Origin of the sequence: Aestuariirhabdus litorea (genome assembly GCF_003864255.1) — a bacterium.
GTDB lineage: Bacteria > Pseudomonadota > Gammaproteobacteria > Pseudomonadales > Aestuariirhabdaceae > Aestuariirhabdus > Aestuariirhabdus litorea.
This window is the reverse complement of record NZ_QWEZ01000001.1, coordinates 2,032,731-2,051,375: the sequence shown is the minus strand read 5'-3', so window position 1 is coordinate 2,051,375 and position 18,645 is coordinate 2,032,731. Positions and strand designations below refer to the sequence as shown.

Below are 18,645 nucleotides of genomic sequence, written 5' to 3'. Positions count from 1 at the left end.
GAGAGTTGATTGAACACTGGAAGTACAAGGCGCTCCTCCTGGCGCCAGCGCAGACCCCTGTTGTTATTGGGGGTGTTCGGGGTAATTGGCCTGGTGGCCCTGCTGATAGAGTCGTTCCCCGAAAAACGGTTGGCACCGCCGCAGGCGCCGTTAGAGGAGGCGGCTGTTGAAACGGCAGACAAGCCCATGGATCTGGAGGCGCATGTTCACCTCAAGCAGTTGCAACTGGCGTTTCAACAGGCTGTGCTGATGTTGCACGCCAAGCAGTATGAGTTGGCGGTTGTCGCGTTACATAAGGTGATCGAGATGGATCCTGAGATGCCCGAAGCCCATACCAATATGGGCTTTGCCCTGCTTGGCCTGGAGCGGTGGGGTGCTGCCAAGGATTTCTTTATTGTGGCGACCGAGCTTGATCCCTCCCAGCTTAACGCTTACTACGGTATGGCCCTGGCCTATGCGGGCCTTGAGCTTTATCCCCAGGCGATCGGGGCCATGGTAACCTATGAGCACCGTGCTGATGATGCGGATGCGTATCGACTGAATGCGCACCAACTGATTGAACGTTGGCGGACTGCTGAGGATTCGAGGGGAGCGGATGAGCGCTTCATCGATGAGGTGATCGTACCCACCCTGAAGCGAGTGGAGGAGGATGCGAAACGATTGACCGAGGAGAGGGAGGCGGCCACACCCTCCGATAGAGCCGATACCGGCCCGGCAGGAGAGCGCGGATGATTGGTAAACGGGTACTGATAGGGGGGCTCTGCGGTGCCCTGACCTGCGTGGCCGGTGGGTTGAGCGCAGCGGAGCAGCAACAATGTGTGGATAGCGGACGGGCCAGTACTCCTACGGAGCGTTTTGCGATCTTTGATGACGGTACGGTGCGTGACAGGGTAACGGGTCTATTGTGGAAGCGTTGCGCCGTTGGCCAGTCCTGGGATGGTACCACCTGCCGGGAGGCTCCGCGCAAGCAGGTCAAGTCCTGGTTCTCCTGGCAGGGCGCCAAGGCTATGGTCGCCCGCCTTAATGACCCTTCCCAGAAGCATCAATGGCGAATGCCGAGCATCTCCGAACTGAAAACCCTGGTTGAATCGCGTTGCCAAAAGCCGGCCATTAACCTGGAACTCTTTCCCAACGCCCCGGCCTGGCCCTTCTGGAGCTCCAGCGAGCTTTCCTCCAACCCGGATTATGTCTGGAGAATCGACTTCAGTAGCGGCAAGTTGGGGACCGACCTGAAAACCAATTACAGCTACTATGTGCGCCTGGTTAAGGGTGAGGCGCCCAAGCTGGACGGCCGAACGATGGCAAAGCCGCGCTCAGCGGAAGAGGAGGAGATTGCCGCCAGAAATGATGGTATCCACGACATCGAAAACCCCGACCTTACCCTGTTGCAGCGTTATGACCAGGCCACCCTCGGCTTTCCGTTGGATACCCGTGATCAGGTCGATTGGGCGAAAGTGCTCCTCGACGGCATCATCGAGCCGCGAACCACCCGCGAGGGGGACCAGGTGGAGATGGCGGTATGGGACCACACCATTATTTTTAAGGATACCCAGGGGATGCCCTGGGTGCGCTTTCCCCACAAGCTGCACAGCATGTGGCTGGCCTGCGAGAACTGCCATGACCAGTTTTTCGAGACCAAAACCGGTACCGCCGATATCAGTATGCAGAGTATCTATACCGGCCAGCACTGTGGTGCTTGCCATGGCCGTGTCGCTTTCAGCCCCAACAGCTGCGAGCGCTGTCACAGTGAACTTTACCCGGGGGTGCAGAAGTGGTGGTAGGAAAGGGCGGCAGCGTCTGCCGCCCGGCGGCGATTATTCCTCTCGCTTGACTCGTTCCTTAAGCACCTTAAAGTAACCCTCATCCTCACCGACTGCGGCGGGGCGGAAAACTTCCACCTTGGAAAAGAACTGGTCGACCATATACACTCGGCCGTCCTCGTCAACATCCAAACCGGCCGGTAGCATATACTGCCCGGGCCCGCCAGCGGCCCCCCGCCCCCCAACAAACATCAGCAGCTGCCCATCGGGATTAAAAATCTGGAAGTTTCCGAAGGCCGCATCGGCAACATAGAGGTTGCCTGCGGGGTCAATGGCGATCCCTTTGGGGCGAGCAAAGTTTCCCCGTGTTCTACCGATGCTGCCCACGCTGCGGATAAAGGAGCCATCTTCCGGGTTAAACACCTGGATGCGGAAATTACCGCTATCGTTGACGTACAGCAGACCGTCGCTTCCATAGGCTGCGTTTTTGGGCAGGTTAAATTGCCCCGGCTCGGTCCCACGTGTGCCAAAGTCGAACAGATGTTCACCGCTAACCGGGTTGAAAACGCGCACCCGGTGGTTGGGGGAAGAGACACCTGCGGTGTCCACAATGAAAAGCCTGCTGCCATCGGGGGATACTGCGATCCCCGAGGGGCGGTCAAACATCTCCTTGCTGCCCAGGCGTTTAACATAGTTGCCCTCAGCATCGAAGATCAGTGCCTGTTTCAGGCCGCCATCGATCACATAGAGATTGCCCGCCAGATCATGGTCAATGGCAAAAGGTTGGCGAAATTTGGCATCGTCTTCTGTTCCGATGCGCTGGAATTTATGCCCTGCCCGATCAAAGACGACGATTTCTCTTCGGGCGTTATCCGATACATAGGCTTTGCCTTGGTAGACGCTGACATCAAAAGGCTTGCCAAGCCCTGTGGCTTGCCTGTTGGTACCGGTTAACCAACGTTCCATTGCCTTGTCCTCTTCTTCAAGCTCAACATCGGCGCTTGAAGTAAGCATCTCTTGCCAATAGAAGCGGGCCTCATCGGGTGGCGATGGGTAAACAGGCTTCACAAAGTCGGACTTCTGCTGTTGGGGCAGTCCAACGCACCCCGTCAATGCTGTGAGGGCAAGTACTAGCAATAATCTTGCTTTGGTATGGTCAAGCATGAAAAAGCGAATCCTTTTTTAATAACTGGTGTGACGTTGTCGGCGTGCGAACCGAATAGAGTTATGTGCCGAGCTCCGCGGCAGGGGCTGGTGTGAGCCTGGATCCCTTCGTCTGGTTTCAGAAGCAAAATATATACCTTTCTGATGGCTTTTGCCTGCACCGTTGGTGGCCGTCAGGCACCCGAGCCCTCGGGTGTTTTGGCTCAAGGAAGCCAAAAACTGACCTGCATCCTAGCAAAACTGGCCTCTATTTGCTCATGACTCCAGTCATAAAATCGGTGTATCCTCAGCAGGCATTTATCGGGGCTTAGTGAGTTGATCAGATCTCTGGTGGTATGGATGTTTAGGTTTAAAGACGTCGCTCGGTGGCATCGACGCTTGGCGATGCTGGTTGCCGTGGCGAGCTGGGCGGCGAGCGTAGGGGGCGCCAGTGCCCAGTCTGCCGAGGATGAGGCTCACGAGCAGGGTAGGGAGCTATACAACTACCGGTGTTACTATTGTCACGGCTACTCGGGCGATGCCAAAACGTTGGCAGCGACCTTTATGAGCCCCCCCCCGAGGGATTTCACCTCCCTCGATCCCGGGGACCGGACTCGCGAGCAGATGATCAGCACGGTCACCCAGGGTGTCCCGGGTACGGCTATGGTCAGTTTTACCCATTATCTCGATGCCCGCCAGATTGAGCTCGTGGTGGATTTTATCCGCCGGGAGTTTGTTGAGGCCAAACGGGTCAATACCCGTTATCACACAGAGGCCAACGGCTGGCCAGAACATGATCGGTATGAGCTGGCTTTCCCCTTTGCCGAAGGGACGCTGGCGCTGGATATGCCACCGGAACAGATGAGTGACCCTGAGCGGGCCGGCTACCGACTCTTTATGAACAGCTGTGTCAGTTGCCACGACCGTGCCCGGGTGGTGGACGAGGGGGTTATATGGCGCCCCCGAAGTATCTCCTATCCGCGTAACAACTTCTCTTTCACCCAGCCGCCGGCCCCGGACGCTCTCACCTCGGCCAGTGTCTATGCGCAGCATGATCGTATGGCCCCCCTGCTGAACCCGACCCCAAAAGAGGCGGAGGGGGAGAGGCTGTTCCAGCAAAACTGCGCGTTTTGTCATGCGGCCGATGGCAGCGGCAAAAACTGGATTGGCGCCTTTCTTGAGTCGGCACCCCGCGATCTGACTGACCCCGACTTTATCAATGCGCTGGGCCCGGAACGGCTGGCCCAGGTGATCGCCTCGGGTGTCGAAGGCACCTCTATGCCGGCCTGGCGCTCGGTACTGACGGGTGAACAGATCGACGCCATCGTGCACTATATCTACCGGGCTTTTCACACTGGTCAGTCGGAGGAGGCTAAGTGAAAACACTGTCCTCTGCCGCCAAAGCACGCCGGGTGATGGGTGCCTTTATGCTGGGGGTGGTTACAGTGGTTGCCCTGTCCTATTGGCACTCCAGGGAGAAACTCGAGGCTAGCCGCCGCCCTCTGCCCAACGTCGAGCTGGTGCGTATCGATGATACGCGCGAAGAGCTGGCAGAGCTGTATGGTAAACCGCTACTGATCAATTTTTGGGCCAGCTGGTGCGAGCCCTGCCGGGAAGAGATGCCGGCATTGCAACGCCTCAAGAACAGGATGGAGGGTCGGCTGAGGGTGATTGCGATCTCTGTTGACCAGGATGTTAACCTCATCGATGAGTTTAATCGGCGTTATGAACTCGATTTTGCCCCTTACTGGGATCCCGACAGTCGACTGGCGGAGCAACTGGGCATCGAGCTCTATCCCACCACGCTTTTAGTCAGCGCCGAGGGGATATGGCTGGACCGGGTAGTGGGCGAACGCCACTGGGACTCGGAGGAGATGATAGACTACATCAATGAACTCAATGGCGGAGTGTGGCAATGACCCAAGAAACTGAACAGCCGGGGTTACTCAGGCTGCTTAACGGCTTGCGGACCCTCAAGGGAAAAGGGTGGCTGTTTGTCTGTTTCCTGATGGTCTATGTTGGCATAGTGGCGCAGTACGTCCTCGAGCAGAAGAACGTACTGTTCAACCAGTTCGCCCATTACTCCGAGTTACAGCAGACCGAAACCATACTGATCGAAGCCGATCTGGTGGTGTTCGAGGCCTATACGGATCTCTTCCTGATGGTCGGAAACCCTGGCCGTCAGCAGGTCTTGAATAATGTGCATCAGCACTTTGTTGCCCTCAGGGAAAAGTATCAGCAGCTGGAGATGTTTTTTCCGGATCGGGCCGAGAGCTTTAAAGGGGTGGTGCAGTTGTTGGCCGATGCGGTGGTCTCGCCCGATGCCGCTCGCCTGCTGACCTTGAAAGATCGGCTGGCTTCCAACAAACAGGAGCTCGAAACCCTGCTGCAGGCCAATCGCCAGATGCGGGTGGAGGTGGTGCGCTCGTTTCAGCAGCACAGTAACAGGGTGGCCTGGGAGGCGCTGGGCCTGGGGTTGTTGGGATTGTTGGGTGCGGGATTAATCATATCGCTGTTCTTTGGGCGTATGGCGCGGGATATCGGCCTGCTCAAGCGTCGGGTTCAGCAGATCACCCGTGGTTACCGGGGTGAGCCCCTGGCGATACGCCGCCAGGATGAGCTGGGGGCGCTGGTCGAGGGTGTCAACAAGATGGCTGGCCAGTTGAGGCAGCGCGAGCAGGAGCTGGAGCTGGAACGCCGTAACCGCTTCAATCGTGAAAAGCGGGGTGATATGCAGCAGCTGATCGCCGGATTGGTGCATGAGCTGGGTAATCCGGTGGCTGCGGTATCCGGTTTGGCTCAGGCCCTGGTCGAGGAGGAGAGTGAGGAGGAGCGCCAGCTTTACCTTGACCAGATTAACCAGTACGCGAGTCGCATGGTTGGCCTGGTGGAAGACCTGACCCGCATCGGTCAACCCATGCACAGCAGCTACCATATGGTTGACCTCAATCAGGTGATCCAGCATAGCGCAGGATTGCTGCGCTACGACGAGCGCTGGCAGGGTATCGATGTGAGTTATGAGCTGGATGCCACCATTCCTCCGATCCCGGGGCGCAGTGAACAGCTAGAGCAGGTAGTGATCAACCTCCTGAGTAACGCCTTCGATGCACTCGAGGGAATTCCCGACCCTCGGGTAGAGGTGCGCACCCTGCAATCTGATGGGGAGTCTGTTCAGTTCGAAGTTGAGGATAATGGTTGTGGTATAACGCTGGACCGAATTGAGCGTGTGTTTGATACCAGTTACAGCACCAAGGGGGAAGGCGAGGGGCGGGGGCTCGGCTTGCCTCTGTGTAAAGCCCTGATAGACGCCCACCACGGGTCCATCTCTATAGAGTCGGGTAAGGGGCTGGGCACCCGGATCCTGATCAGGTTGCCCCTGCAGCGAGCGGATGAACGACCGGCAGGGGTGTCAGCCGAATGAGGGGGGGGGACGTCTCCTTTGTGGTGGTCTTGCGCTCGATGCTGGGCTCGGTAGTGGTTGCCTTGCTGTTGTTGGTGCTGTTTGCGGTGGTCTTCTTCCATTTCGATGTGCAAATGCGCCGTGAGCATTTCAGTCAGGTGGAGCTCACCTCTCTTGCCTTGCAGCGTCACTCCATCGCGCGAACCCTGACCTCAATTACCGAGGATATGACCGGGTTGCAGGAGCACCAGTACCAACACGGTTTTGATAGCTGGGATGATCCCCACTATCGAACCATGATGCTGTTTGAGATGGAGACCCTCTGCCGTATTCGACAGCAGTTCGACCAGCTACGTATTCTTGATAACCGGGGCCAGGAACGGGTTCGAGTGGACTGCCTCAATGGCTTTCCCGTCGCGGTGAGTGGCGACAAGCTGCAGGACCAGTCACGACGCGATTATTTCAGCAGTGCGCTGGTGTTGGGGGAGGGTGAGGTGTTCATTTCCCCCCTTTCTGTCGAGCAGGAGAGTTCAACCAGCTCGGCCTCGGGGCGGCCCATTCTGCGCCTGTCTACCCCGTTGACCTCGCCAGATGGCGAGCGCACCGGTATTTTGGTCATTAACTACCTGGCCGACGAACTGCTCACCTCGGCGGAAGCGGGCGTGGACCAGCCCCTCAAACGCTCTCCGCAGGGAGGGTACCTCTATCTGGTGAACAGTAACGGCGTAACCTTCAACAGCCTGCCCGATGGTTACCCCCGCCTCCAGAGTGGAGGCTATAGCCTTGCGAAACAGTTTCCTTCTCTGTGGGAGCAGATCGAGCTTTCCGAGTCGGGCACGGTGCCGCTCAGTCAGGGGTTGTTGAACTTTATCACCTACCGCCCGTTGCAGCAGGTGGACAGCTACCTCCCCGACTACCCGGAGGACCTCGCAAAAGACAGCGGCTACAGCTCGCGTATGGTCTGGAAACTGCTTTCCTTTGTTCCCAGCGAGCAGCTTCAGTTCGGTGTCAGGCAGTACGCCATTAAAATGGCGATCATTGTTCCGCTGCTGTTGCTGATCCTGTTGCCAATGCTCTATCAGGTCAAGCGCTCGGCCTTGCAACGTCGCCTGATGGTGGGCGAAATGGAGTCCCAGCGCGTTTACCTGCAGACCATGATGGATGCGATGAGCGATGGCGTTGTCGCTGTCGATGCCTACGGGAGTATGCAGGTAAGTAATGACTCACTCGAGGAGATGTTTTGCTACGCTCCCGATGAGCTCATGGGGCACCCCGTTTCCAAGCTGCTCGGGAGAACCATTGATGAGGAGGCGGGCAGTCCTCTGCAATGGATGGAGCGCCTGATGGAGCACTACCCCGATGGGCGGGAGCTGATCTGCCGCAATCGTTACGCCGACGAGATCCCGATGGAGGTCAGTGTTCGCCCCTTTACCCAGGGGCAGAAAGAGTTCTTCCTGCTTATGTTTCGCGATATCACTGAGCGCAAAAAAGCGGAGAAGGAGGTTGAAAGCCTGCACCTCAAATACTGCCACCGCGAAAAAATGGCCGAGGTCGGCTTGCTGGTCGGGGGGATTTTGCATGAGGTGGCCAACCCCATGGCGGCTATTCAGGGGTTGCTGCTTGAGTTGATGGCTGACGATGAGGAGAGCGAACATCCCCTGCTCAACGCCGACGGGCGTGCCAGAATCCAGCTGATTATCGATCATGTTGATCGTGTAAAAGGGATCAGCCGCGAGGTGTCGAGCTTCCTGCGCCCTGCCAGCTACAGTTTTGAGCTGTCCGACTTGAATGGAATCGTTCAAACCACCACGCGACTGATTCGCTTTGATAAGCGCTGGCGAGAAATTCAGCTGGATGAACAGTTAGACCCATCGCTGCCACCGGTCAATGCAATAGCGGACCAGTTGGTGCAGGTTATTATGAATCTGCTGGTTAATGCCGCCGATGCCTGCGGCTCGGAGCCGGATCGTGACTCCAGGGTGACCATCCGCAGCTTGAGCGAAGAGGGGATGGCGGTCCTCGAAATCAGCGATAACGGCAGTGGGATGTCGGCTGAAACCCTGCAGCAGATATTCGAGCCCTTTTATACCACCAAGGCAGAAGGTCAGGGTACCGGCTTGGGAATGCCCCTGTGTGAGGGTATCATCAACGACCATGGCGGAAGGATGGAGGTAGAATCCGGTCTGGGTGAAGGAACCCGGGTACGGGTTTATCTGCCATTGGCGTCACTTGATTGAGTCTGGCCAAGGAGCCGATTAGATGAAAACACTGAATGTGCTGGTGATCGATGATGAGCTGGCTCTTCGCCATATTTTGGCAAAAGCGATCGAGAAAGCCGGGCACGTCGTCGATACCGCAGGTAGTGGTACCGAAGCGCTGGAGAAGCTCTCTTCCGGGGAGTTTGATGTTGCGGTATCGGACATTCGCATGCCGGATATTACCGGTATCGAGGTGGTTGACCGCGCACGGGAGAAGGGGATTGAAACCTGTTTTCTGATGATGACCGCTTTCGCTTCCGTCAATACCGCGATTGAGGCGATGCGGGCAGGCGCCTATGACTATATGGTCAAACCGGTGCGCAACGAGGATGTCATCAACCGCCTGTCGCAGATAGCGGATATCCTGGAGTTGCGCAGTGAAAACAAGGTGTTGCGTAACCTGGTCATGGCGACCAATGAAAATCAGTGCCGTATGGTGTCTGAGGCCATGGCCCGGACCGATCGCCTGGTTAAAAAGGTGGCGGTGACCGACAGCACCGTCATTATTACCGGCGAGAGTGGGACCGGTAAGGGGGTGACCGCCCGCAGCATCCATGAGAACAGTCTGCGTGCCAACGCCCCCTTTATTCCGGTCAACTGTGGTGCTATCCCTGAAAACCTGCTTGAAAGTGAGTTCTTTGGTCACGCCAAAGGGGCCTTTACCGGAGCGCACAAGGCCAAGAAAGGGCTTTTTGTAGAAGCGGACCAGGGCACTATTTTTCTCGATGAGATCGGTGAGTTACCCCTCAACCTGCAGGTTAAGCTGCTGCATGTGATTGAGGACAACAGCGTTCGCCCGGTGGGTAGCGAGCAGGCGCGACAGGTGGATGTACGAATCATCGCGGCGACCAACCGTGACCTTGAAAAGATGGTCGCCGAGGGCACCTTCCGCGAAGACCTCTATTTTCGTCTCAATATCTTCAATATCGAGATTCCTCCCCTTCGGGAGCGGCTGGCCGATATCCCCATCCTGACCGAGTTCTTTATAAAGCGTGAGTCCAAGAAGCTGGGGCTCGGTGAGCAGATCGATATTGAACCCGAGGCGCTGGAGTTGCTCAAACATTACAGCTACCAGGGAAATGTCAGGGAGCTCGAAAACATCATTGCCCGCTCCCTCATCCTGGCCGAGGATAACCTCATCCGGGTGACAGACCTGCCGACCCAGGTGATAAAAAGTGGCGGCACGGCCCCGATCAATGGGGAGATGCTGCTGCGTGACCAGGTGCGCCAGTTTGAGATTCGGGTGATCAAGCAGGCGATCGATGAGGCCGGTGGCGATAGGCGGATAGCGGCAAAAAAGCTGGGTCTGGGGTTGTCCAGCCTTTATCGTAAGCTGGAGGGGGCTGATGAGTAAGCATAATGAGAAGTTCCCTTGTTTGTGTGGAGGAAGGAGAAAGTAATGAAGCCAAGTCGTGTGGGTGGTGCCGCTTTGGTTCTACTACTATCAAGTGCCGCTTGTTTTGCGCAACCTGAACCGATTCCAGGTACAGCTGCTGTGGAGCCAGACCCCACAGCGGAAGCGATCTATCTACAAGCTATGGAGGCTGACCGAAACGGGCGAATGACCGAGTCCATTGGACTCTTTCAACGGGCTGCTAAAATGGGGCATCCGGGGGGGCAGGTGGGCTACGCCTACCTGCTGCACAAGGGGGGGTACTTTGAGGAGTCGTTTCGCTGGTACGAGCGAGCTGCCCAGCAAGGTGACGCTCTGGCCATGTTGAGGCTGGCGATGCAGTACATGAGTGGCGAAGGGGTGGAAAAGAGCTTCGGCAGGGCCGATGAGTGGCTGAATAAATCGGCTGAACTAGGTAATTTTCAAGCGATAGGATCTCTTTATGAGGCCTACCATAATGGCTCCATGGGGTATGATCAGGATAATGAGAAAGCCCTGTTTTGGTTAAATAGGGCCATAGAACAGGGAAGTTCTTACTACACTCGGATTCTTGCCGAGGCCTATCGAAATGGTGAGCTTGGGCTGGATATTGATAATCAACAAGCACTGGAGCTGTATCGAAGGGCAGCCTCACAGGGGGACCTTGAATCGATACGTTACCTCATTGCTGTATATACCGAAGGCTTGCTTGGTCAGTTGCCCAGCCAGGAAGAGGTAGAGCGGTGGGAGTCCATTAAGGAGAGTCTATGATGTTTTCGGGTCGGTTGGGTATTTATGCTCGTATCAGGGGGCTTGCTGGAGCCACGGCGGTGTTGATTTGGTCCTGTATGCCCCAGTCACTTTATGCGGCGGATGTGTTTTCAGGAAGTGAAATCTATCTGATGGAGTGCTCTCGTTGCCATGGAAACCAAGGGAGGGGGGATATGGCCGGAGGCATCGATCTCTCTTTAGGTGACGGGCTGCGAGTTAGCGATGAACAGCTTTTCAGGCGCATTGAGAACGGTAAGGGGGGCTGCCCCTCCTTCTTCGGCATTCTGGACGAAGAGCAGATTCAGGATGTAATTGCACATTTAAGGACACTGTATTGATGGATAGGGCTATGTCGGGCCTGATGGCCGTTGTAATAGCACTGCTGGTGAGTGGCTGCTCTGAGGACAGGAGCGAGGATGATGCCGGGCGTGTTAAGGCCGCGGCGGCCAGTTACGCAGTGCAGGAGACCTTTAACGTGGGTGAAAACGTCTTTGTGCGTTCCCTGGCGGTAGAGGAGGAGAGCTCCAGTCTCTGGGTGGGAACCTCCGTGGGGGTTAACCAGATATCCCTCACTGATTTCAGCCTGACCAACTCCTTCACCCGTAAAGATGGCCTGGCTAATGAATATGTCTTTGCCATCGGCATCGATCCCGATGGTTACAAGTGGTTTGGCACCAATGCGGGGGGGATGAGCCGCTACAAGGAGGAGGAGCCCTGGCGTACCTTCTTCCCCATGCACGGACTGGCAGACTACTGGATCTACTCCTTTGCCAATCATCCCGACGGTGGCCTGTGGATCGGCACCTGGGCCGGGGTGAACCGCCTCGACCGCAATACGCTGAAGATGGATACCTACGTCAAGGAGCTGGTCAATGAGTGGGTTTACGGCCTCGATGTCGATAGCCAGGGCCGTGTGTGGTTTGGCACTGAGGGTGGAGTTTCCCGCTTTGACCAGGTTTCCGGTGAGTGGGTCTCCTGGACCCATCAGGATGGCCTGGGGGCGGAGAATAAGGATGCGTTGCCCTTCAGCACCAACACGGGGCTGGGTACCCGTGAGCGTCATGACCTGGGGGTAATGGCAGCGGGTAAGGAAACCTATAACCCCAACTATGTGTTTGCACTCCAGGTGGCCGAAGACCAGAGCGTCTGGGTGGGTACCTGGGGCGGTGGTGTCAGCCGCTTTGTGGATGGACGTTGGAGTAACTACACCGTCGATGATGGGCTGATGGGTAACATCGTCTACAGCCTTATCCAGGCAAAGGATGGTGCCTTCTGGTTTGGCACCAATCGCGGGATCTCCCGCTTCGATGGTAAAAACTGGCAAAATTTTGGCCGTCATCAGGGACTGGTCAATATCAATGTGTATGCCCTTGCAGAATCACCGTCAGGCGATATCTGGGCAGGGACCCGGGGTTCTGTGGTCCGTATAGGGCAGACAGCGAAAGAAGCGCCCTGAGCCCGGTTGGCTACCCTAAGATGTTGTCGGCACGGGGTGTCGGCGCTAGATGCAGGAGTTGAGATGTGAGCTGGAAAATTAAGGCCGGGGTTGCCCTGGGAATGGCGGGTTTGGTGGCCATGGTACTGGTGAATAACAATCGCCCGCAGGAGTCGACCGAGCACACCCCGGTCAGTGCCGCAAAACTGCCGGCCGGGGCGACCCTTCCCCCCGGGCATATGCCTATTGAGCAGGGGCTAGGCATTGCCAGCACCACCCCTGTGGACCACCCGACCATTCCACAGGGTAAGTTCACCCAGTTTGAGATGGGGAACCGCAACGTGAAATCGATTCTACCAGTCGGGGAGTCGGTCTGGATCGGGTCATCGGGAGGAGCGCTGCGCTACGACCTGGGTAAAAACGATTATCAGCACTACAACACCCAGAACGGGCTCCTGGCCAACGGGGTGTTCAATATTGCCGAGGTGAATGGGAAAATCGCCGTGGGCACCTACGGCGGTGGCTTGTCGATTCTCGAAGACGAGGAGAAGGGGCGTTGGAAAATCTACAACGTACCGGAGGGGTTGGGTGATGCCTTTGTTTACGGTACCTTGCAGATGACTAACGGTGATATCTGGATCGCCACCTGGACCGGTGCCAACCGCATCAAGGGTGGGAAGCTGGATGACCCTGCCGCCTGGGAAGTGTATACGGTTGAAAATACCGATGGTGGGGTCCCCAACGACTGGGTGTACGGGTTGGCCGAAGGACTCAATGGCGATCTGTGGATGGCGACCGAAGGTGGGCTGGCGTTGTACCGCGATGGGCAGTGGAAGAACTGGCGCCACGCCGATGGCCTGGGTGCCCCCTACGAGCTGATGGAGAAGCAGAACCCGGTTAGAACCGACCCTGCCCAGTTTTCGGAGCATCACGCCCGGCAGAAGATCGAGATGGGCCTGGAGGGTGTGAGTACGGCCTATAACCCTAACTATATTATCTCGCTGGTGGTGGATGATGAGGGCGTGGTATGGGCGGGAACCTGGGGGGCGGGGCTGAGCCGCTTTGATGGCGAGCGCTGGACCACCCTGACGATGGACGATGGCCTGCCCAACAACCACATCTTCGCTCTTTATATAGACAGCAAGAAGCGTCTGTGGGTGGGGACCAGCAAGGGGCTTGCGCGGCGAGAGGCCGATGGCAGCTTCAGGGTCTTTACCCGAGCCGATGGCCTCTACTCCGATGCGGTCTTTTCAATGAGTGAGGAGAGTGAGGGGGTGTATTGGATCGGTAGTTTCGGTGGGGTGGCGCGCATCACTTCGCTCGATTAAGCGGCAGGTTACCCGTGTGCGTTATTTCCGTCTGTGCTATTAATGTAGGGACCCCCCTCCGCCCTAACGGTGGGGGTGGGTAGCCGACAGGAAATACCTTCTTTATGGTTCAGCAGACAGAGCAGCTCAGTTCCGGTGATTCCAAAATGCTGTCGATGCATAAGCAGGTGGGTAAGATCTGCCTGCTCACCAGTGGTTTTGCATTGCTGGGAATTGCCCTGTTGCTGCTATGGATGCTTTACAATCTTCCCCAGGGCTATCAAGCCCTGGGGGTTGAGCTGCTGGAGGCTCAACGAAACCTGCCCTGGCTGATGTCGCTGACCGCACTGATCCTGGTGTTGGGAGCCGGAGTGACGACCTGGCTGATCGGGCTCTACTCCAGCTTTCGGGTGGCCGGTCCCCTTTATCGTTTTGCCCGCAACCTGGAGATAAAGTATCGGCACAGTAATGAGCCTATCCTGAGCATTCGACGGGGGGACGCCCTGCAGAATGAGAGCGATGCCCTGATGGAGACCATTGAGCGGCTGCAACGTCATCAGGATGCGCTGATGGATGATGTCAGTGAGCTGCAGAAACAGCTGCGTCAGTCCGGGGGTGAAGATCTGTTGCAACCCGTCATTGACCAATTCGTTAGCCAGATTGACCCCATCAAGGTTTAAACCGCCTCGTTTTTTCTCTCCTCTGCTGGTACAAACGCCCGCGCACCCTTTTACCGCTTTGCCGCCCTGTTCGGTTTCCCACTGCTGGGAAGAAGTGGTCGTTATCCTAGGAATGGGTTTTCCCAAAAAACAGAAAATAGATTCCCAATCCGGTCCTTTTTTCCAGTAAATAGACTTCCCGGACGTTTCTTGTCCCGAAAGGGGGGAGGGTGAATTGGCAAAAAAATCACGTAGGTGTTTTTTGTTATTTTTAAACTATTGATATTTAAAAAGATTATTTTTTTTGATGGGCTAATTTGTTTTTTGGTGGTAGCAGGTTGCGAAGTTGGCACAACATTCGCTTTGTTAGGGGTGAAGTCGAGAGAAATCTCGCGTAGTTAGCAAAATCGATACGCCGTGAAAGAATTAGAATGAGGACGAAAGTCATGTTCAAGTCAATGACCAAAAATATAGGGTTGGCCGCTCTCGGTGGCGCCCTGCTGGTTGCCAGTGCAGCAACCTTTGCCGGAATCTCCGGGACCAAGCATAACTTAGGTAGTGGTGGTGTTGTTGGTAATAACCTGTTTGATGGTACTGCAGAGATCTGCGTGTTCTGTCACACCCCGCACGGCTCCGATACCTCGGCTCCCGTGCCGCTGTGGAACCGCAATATCAACAGTTCACCTACCTACACAACCTACGCAACCCTTCAGACTAGCTCTTTGCAGGGCAAGGAAGCTGCCATTGGTTCCGTCTCCCTGGCCTGTCTCTCCTGCCACGACGGTACCCAGGCAATGAATTCTGTGATTAACGCTCCAGGCTCTGGTGGTTATAACGCAACTGGCTCTCCAATGGCCGGAACCTGGGATGGTACCACTGTGGGGAGCGCGAATGGACTCCTGCTCGATGGGATCACCAAAATCGGTACCGATCTGCGAGATGACCACCCGATCAGTATCCAGTACGCTGGTGGAGGATTTCTCACGACTTCTTGTACCGGCGGTGACGGTGCGCTTTGTTCTAACACTATGCTGAGTACGTCCGGTTTCAATCTGCCCCGTATGGCTATCGCCAACAGTAATCCTGTTTGGTGGGTGGATAACGCACAGGGTGCTGGCACGGACAATGCTCGGAACAAGGAGGATATTCAGCTCTACACTCGTACCGATCTGTCTGGAGACAGTAATGCCCAGCCATTCGTTGAGTGTGCCAGCTGTCACGATCCGCACACTAGCAACACAACCTTCCTTCGTATTGAGAATACCGGAAGTAATGTGTGTCTGAGTTGCCACGATAAGTAGTCGCTTCTGACGAAGCAAGCAAACCGGCTAATGGCCGGTTTGCTTGCTTTAACGGTGTTGGTTTTCTTGCGTTTGCTTCGGGAGTATGCTGCTCCTTTTAAGGTGTAAGGGGGGTATCCGGTGTTGAGAGGTTTAAGGTTCTGGGTGACAAAAAAAAGGGCCGCCTGGCGAGTTTGCGCTCTCTGCTGTTTGGGGGCTGCTCCAGCTTGGGGGCAGCAGTGCGTGCAGCAGAACGGGGATAATGCGCCCGAGGGTGTCAAAGTCGCTGCGACGGTGAACGGGATGGAGATCGGCGATATCGAGCTGCGTGCCTCGGAAAGTTTGACCGCCAGGGAGCGCTATTATCACTTCTCCGTGCCAGAGGGGGATGAGGGCGGCTTCAGGCGAGAGGTGCTTGATCTGTTGGTAGACTCAAGACTGCTCGCAAAGGAAGCGCTAAAGCGAGGCCTGACTGTGGATGATCCTTCCATCCAGGCGAATCTGGCTAACCTCGATGGGCAATATGGAGATAACCCTGCTTGGGAGGCGCAGCGCGCTAACATTTTGGCCTTTCACCAATGCCGGCAGGAGCGCATTCAGCTGGTGAAACAGCTTGAATCCCAAGTAAAGGAAGCGGCTTCTGTTACCCCGGAGGAGGTAAAGGCCTATTACCTCAGGCATCCGGACAAGTTTACCTCGCCGGTTCAGCAGCGGGTATCGGTGATTCTGCTAGCGGTTGCCCCGTCAGCCCCCTCTGCCCGTTGGCAGGAGGTGGGTGAGCTTGCCCAAACCCTTTACATGGCCCTTGAGGAAGGGGGGGATTTCGCCAGTTTGGCGCTGGAGTATTCCGGCGACCCCTCAGCCGAGCGGGGTGGGGATATGGGTTTTATTCACCAGGGTATGTTGGGTGAAACGGTAGAAGAGGCACTGGATGGGGCTGAGGTCGGTGACCTGCTTAAGCCGATCCGGTTGCTGGAGGGGTGGCTGATCATCCGTCTCGATGAGCGGAATCCCCAGAAGTTGAATGCGCTTGCCGACGTTTATGATCGTGCGGAGGCTCTGGCGAAAAGGGAGCAGGGAGAACAACGTTGGATGGAGCTGATAAAGCGGTTGCGCAGCCAGAGTGATATTTCACTGAGTGAAGAGTATCGGCAGCCTGCAGGTGTTGCTGCTGGTGCAGAGGAGCCGCCGGAGCCCACCAGGGGTGAGCCCGGCTCCTAAGGCCTTTTCAGGCCTGCAGTTGAGGCTCTTGAGCATTATATGGAATCGACCGGTAGGGGAAGGCGTTGCTTGAAGCGGTGTGTCGCCACCATATTGCCCTGTCTTTTGCTTCTCGGGGTCTCCCTTGAGGCCCACTCTGCCGTTTATATGTCCAATCCGGGGGTTCGTTTCGGTGGCTCTCTGGGGCTCAGTCATCGGGAGGAGCGCAGCCGTTCCGACTCAGCGGGGACTCGTACCAACAGCGGGACGGAAGAGGAACTGAATCTGCGGGCAGTCGCCCAGAGCGCTGGCTATGTGTGGAGGCCCTGGTATTCAAGGTTGCTAATGAACGGTGACTTTACCCTCAGTCTGCTTGAGTCTCAGGGGGACTATAAAAACTCCTCTGCCTCACTGACCGGCAGCGGTGAGACCCTTTTTTCCCTCTACCCCACCAGCCGATTTCCTTTTACCGCCACTCTTGGGTTGAAATCCAGCGAGCGGCGCCGTTCCTTTGGGGAAAACGACTCTCTTACCACGCTGTCGCTTGGTCTGGAGCAACGATATCGAACTCTGGGTCATGACATTTACCAGGGGGAGTTGTATGCGGAGACCAACGATAGTCGCAATGATGGTATCGAGCAGCGCTATCGCCTGGCACTGTCTGCCGACAACAGTTGGTCTGAGCACCATGCGCTGAAGAGTAGTTACAACTTTACGCGTCGGGACAGCTCTCGCCTCAAGGTGGCTGATAGGAGGGGCCTGATCGAGCAAACCGACACCAGCCGTTTTTTCTCCCGTTACCGCTTTAATCCGCAAGCCAGTTTTTCCAATGAGTCTTTTCTCTCCCTCTTTGATGAGGAGCAGCGATACGCTAACCGCACAAGAACCGAACGTGATTGGCAGCAGAACAACAGCCTGTTGTGGCGTCCCCTGAAGTATAAGCGTTGGCGCCTCAGCGGGTTTGGCCGCCTGGCAACCCGTGAAGTAGATACCTCGGATGGAGGGGGGGCGAAGCGCGATACCCTCGATCTGGGGACGGGGGTCAGTTACGATTACTCTACCGCCCTGCGTTTCGATGGCCAGCTGAGTGTCGGGGGCAGGCGGGATAATGAGCAAACCTATGCCACCCACAACGAACGGTTGGGGGTCTCCTACCGCCCGGTCGCGATTCGCTGGCGTACCTACGACTATAACCGCTTCGCCCGCGCATCGGTGCGAAACTCAAGAGAGGAGGATGGCAGCTCCCAGCAGCTTGCCGGCAGCCTGGGTCATGCGTTAACCCGGGAGTTTAACTTCAGTTTTGCTGAGGATACGCGGATGCAGTTCGACCAGCAGTTCGCCTCCAACTTTGACAGCAGAGCTGACAGTACTGATGATAAGTCGGTGATACACCGCGTGAGTCTTACCTTCCGCCGGGTCGAGCCCGGGGTCTCCTCCTTTTTGCGCACCTCTGTGGAGGATCAGCGCGCCTTCGATGTGCTGGAGGCCGATATCAAAGAGGCGCAGCGCTACTACCTTCAGGTAAATCGCACCTCCACTCTCAGCCGTTACCGGAACTGGGAGGCGGATATGACCCTGGAATATCTGGATGAGTTGCGTGAAAGTGGAGAGAATATCAGCCGTAGCTATGCCCGCGGTTATGTCTCTTATGTGGATAACCGCCTGTTGAATGTTCGAAGTCTGTCGTTTCGCTCTTCGTTGCGCCTCAACAAAAAATATGAGACTCGATCCGGCGGGCGTGATCAAAACCTTTTCGATGACGAGGATGAGTACGAGGCCAGCTGGGAGAATCGGCTCACCTATCGAGTCGGGCGGTTGGAGCTCAATAGCGATTTAACCGCCTTTAAGCGCGATGGAGGGGAGGACTACAGGTTCAATGTTCGCGCCCGCCGCTACTTTGGGGACTTCTAAGCTCGATTCCACTCTCTGGGGATGCTTCCCGAATTTGGGAGTCACTGAGCCTCCGAGAGAGGCGCTGGATTGGACACCTCTGCTCCCGTTAACCTCCCCCAACTCATTGTCTGTGCGCAAGTTTGTGACGAAGCAGCCATCCGTGCCGC

16 protein-coding genes are annotated in these 18,645 nt (G+C 56.3%); 15 read left to right on the top strand and 1 reads right to left on the bottom strand.

All coding sequences use genetic code 11. From position 1 onward, the window contains the following. The first annotated feature begins 9 nt into the window (after window positions 1-9). Window positions 10-732, top strand: coding sequence for a tetratricopeptide repeat protein (locus D0544_RS09475; protein WP_125015699.1), 723 nt, complete (start codon window positions 10-12; stop codon window positions 730-732). After that, window positions 729-1,781, top strand: coding sequence for an Lcl domain-containing protein (locus tag D0544_RS09470; RefSeq protein WP_125015698.1), 1,053 nt, complete (start codon window positions 729-731; stop codon window positions 1,779-1,781). The genes D0544_RS09475 and D0544_RS09470 overlap by 4 nt, the downstream gene beginning before the upstream one ends. A gap of 33 nt (window positions 1,782-1,814) precedes the next feature. Here D0544_RS09470 and D0544_RS09465 read toward each other — a convergent pair whose 3' ends face one another. Further along, window positions 1,815-2,924 carry an NHL repeat-containing protein gene (locus D0544_RS09465; RefSeq protein WP_125015697.1) on the bottom strand — a complete coding sequence of 370 codons (1,110 nt, stop codon included), beginning with the start codon at window positions 2,922-2,924 and terminating at the stop codon, window positions 1,815-1,817. Between the two features lie 339 nt (window positions 2,925-3,263). On the opposite strand from D0544_RS09465, the gene D0544_RS09460 reads away from it, so the two are divergent. The 13 genes from D0544_RS09460 to D0544_RS09400 all read left to right on the top strand — a co-directional run bounded on the left by D0544_RS09460 (window position 3,264) and on the right by D0544_RS09400 (window position 18,496). Next, the gene (locus D0544_RS09460; RefSeq protein WP_207905812.1) at window positions 3,264-4,283 is read left to right on the top strand and encodes a c-type cytochrome; all 1,020 of its coding nucleotides are present in this window, start codon (window positions 3,264-3,266) and stop codon (window positions 4,281-4,283) included. Further along, window positions 4,280-4,822 (top strand): TlpA family protein disulfide reductase, encoded by a 543-nt coding sequence (locus tag D0544_RS09455; RefSeq protein WP_125015696.1) that lies wholly within the window; start codon window positions 4,280-4,282, stop codon window positions 4,820-4,822. The genes D0544_RS09460 and D0544_RS09455 overlap by 4 nt, the downstream gene beginning before the upstream one ends. Next, window positions 4,819-6,324 carry a sensor histidine kinase gene (locus D0544_RS09450; RefSeq protein ID WP_125015695.1) on the top strand — a complete coding sequence of 502 codons (1,506 nt, stop codon included), beginning with the start codon at window positions 4,819-4,821 and terminating at the stop codon, window positions 6,322-6,324. Before D0544_RS09455 ends, D0544_RS09450 begins: the two co-directional genes overlap by 4 nt. Then, on the top strand, window positions 6,321-8,540 hold the full coding sequence (locus tag D0544_RS09445) for a sensor histidine kinase (RefSeq protein ID WP_125015694.1): 2,220 nt from the start codon (window positions 6,321-6,323) through the stop codon (window positions 8,538-8,540). Before D0544_RS09450 ends, D0544_RS09445 begins: the two co-directional genes overlap by 4 nt. Before the next feature lie 22 nt (window positions 8,541-8,562). Then, window positions 8,563-9,915, top strand: coding sequence for a sigma-54-dependent transcriptional regulator (locus D0544_RS09440; protein WP_125015693.1), 1,353 nt, complete (start codon window positions 8,563-8,565; stop codon window positions 9,913-9,915). 45 nt (window positions 9,916-9,960) lie between these two features. Next, window positions 9,961-10,704, top strand: coding sequence for a tetratricopeptide repeat protein (locus D0544_RS09435; RefSeq protein WP_125015692.1), 744 nt, complete (start codon window positions 9,961-9,963; stop codon window positions 10,702-10,704). Further along, window positions 10,701-11,042 carry a c-type cytochrome gene (locus D0544_RS09430; protein ID WP_125015691.1) on the top strand — a complete coding sequence of 114 codons (342 nt, stop codon included), beginning with the start codon at window positions 10,701-10,703 and terminating at the stop codon, window positions 11,040-11,042. Before D0544_RS09435 ends, D0544_RS09430 begins: the two co-directional genes overlap by 4 nt. An 11-nt stretch (window positions 11,043-11,053) precedes the next feature. Continuing rightward, a complete protein-coding gene (locus tag D0544_RS09425; protein ID WP_207905811.1) occupies window positions 11,054-12,160 on the top strand; it encodes a ligand-binding sensor domain-containing protein in 1,107 nt (368 codons plus the stop codon). Between the two features lie 65 nt (window positions 12,161-12,225). After that, window positions 12,226-13,467 carry a ligand-binding sensor domain-containing protein gene (locus tag D0544_RS09420; protein WP_125015690.1) on the top strand — a complete coding sequence of 414 codons (1,242 nt, stop codon included), beginning with the start codon at window positions 12,226-12,228 and terminating at the stop codon, window positions 13,465-13,467. 104 nt (window positions 13,468-13,571) lie between these two features. Next, window positions 13,572-14,126: a hypothetical protein gene (locus D0544_RS09415; RefSeq protein WP_125015689.1), complete on the top strand. Its 555-nt coding sequence runs from the start codon at window positions 13,572-13,574 to the stop codon at window positions 14,124-14,126. Between the two features lie 425 nt (window positions 14,127-14,551). After that, window positions 14,552-15,406 carry a cytochrome c3 family protein gene (locus D0544_RS09410; protein ID WP_125015688.1) on the top strand — a complete coding sequence of 285 codons (855 nt, stop codon included), beginning with the start codon at window positions 14,552-14,554 and terminating at the stop codon, window positions 15,404-15,406. Between the two features lie 120 nt (window positions 15,407-15,526). Continuing rightward, on the top strand, window positions 15,527-16,606 hold the full coding sequence (locus tag D0544_RS09405) for a peptidylprolyl isomerase (RefSeq protein WP_125015687.1): 1,080 nt from the start codon (window positions 15,527-15,529) through the stop codon (window positions 16,604-16,606). A gap of 69 nt (window positions 16,607-16,675) precedes the next feature. Further along, complete coding sequence (locus D0544_RS09400) at window positions 16,676-18,496, top strand: hypothetical protein (RefSeq protein WP_125015686.1); 1,821 nt, start codon at window positions 16,676-16,678, stop codon at window positions 18,494-18,496. Window positions 18,497-18,645 lie beyond the last annotated feature (149 nt).

Bases quoted from the DNA above. Each gene is read 5' to 3' on its own strand.
- D0544_RS09470 (WP_125015698.1), top strand. From the start codon at position 729: ATGATTGGTAAACGGGTACTGATAGGGGGGCTCTGCGGTGCCCTGACC.
- D0544_RS09465 (WP_125015697.1), bottom strand. From the start codon at position 2,924: ATGCTTGACCATACCAAAGCAAGATTATTGCTAGTACTTGCCCTCACA.
- D0544_RS09460 (WP_207905812.1), top strand. From the start codon at position 3,264: ATGTTTAGGTTTAAAGACGTCGCTCGGTGGCATCGACGCTTGGCGATG.
- D0544_RS09450 (WP_125015695.1), top strand. From the start codon at position 4,819: ATGACCCAAGAAACTGAACAGCCGGGGTTACTCAGGCTGCTTAACGGC.
- D0544_RS09445 (WP_125015694.1), top strand. From the start codon at position 6,321: ATGAGGGGGGGGGACGTCTCCTTTGTGGTGGTCTTGCGCTCGATGCTG.
- D0544_RS09440 (WP_125015693.1), top strand. From the start codon at position 8,563: ATGAAAACACTGAATGTGCTGGTGATCGATGATGAGCTGGCTCTTCGC.
- D0544_RS09435 (WP_125015692.1), top strand. From the start codon at position 9,961: ATGAAGCCAAGTCGTGTGGGTGGTGCCGCTTTGGTTCTACTACTATCA.
- D0544_RS09430 (WP_125015691.1), top strand. From the start codon at position 10,701: ATGATGTTTTCGGGTCGGTTGGGTATTTATGCTCGTATCAGGGGGCTT.
- D0544_RS09425 (WP_207905811.1), top strand. From the start codon at position 11,054: ATGTCGGGCCTGATGGCCGTTGTAATAGCACTGCTGGTGAGTGGCTGC.
- D0544_RS09415 (WP_125015689.1), top strand. From the start codon at position 13,572: ATGGTTCAGCAGACAGAGCAGCTCAGTTCCGGTGATTCCAAAATGCTG.
- D0544_RS09410 (WP_125015688.1), top strand. From the start codon at position 14,552: ATGTTCAAGTCAATGACCAAAAATATAGGGTTGGCCGCTCTCGGTGGC.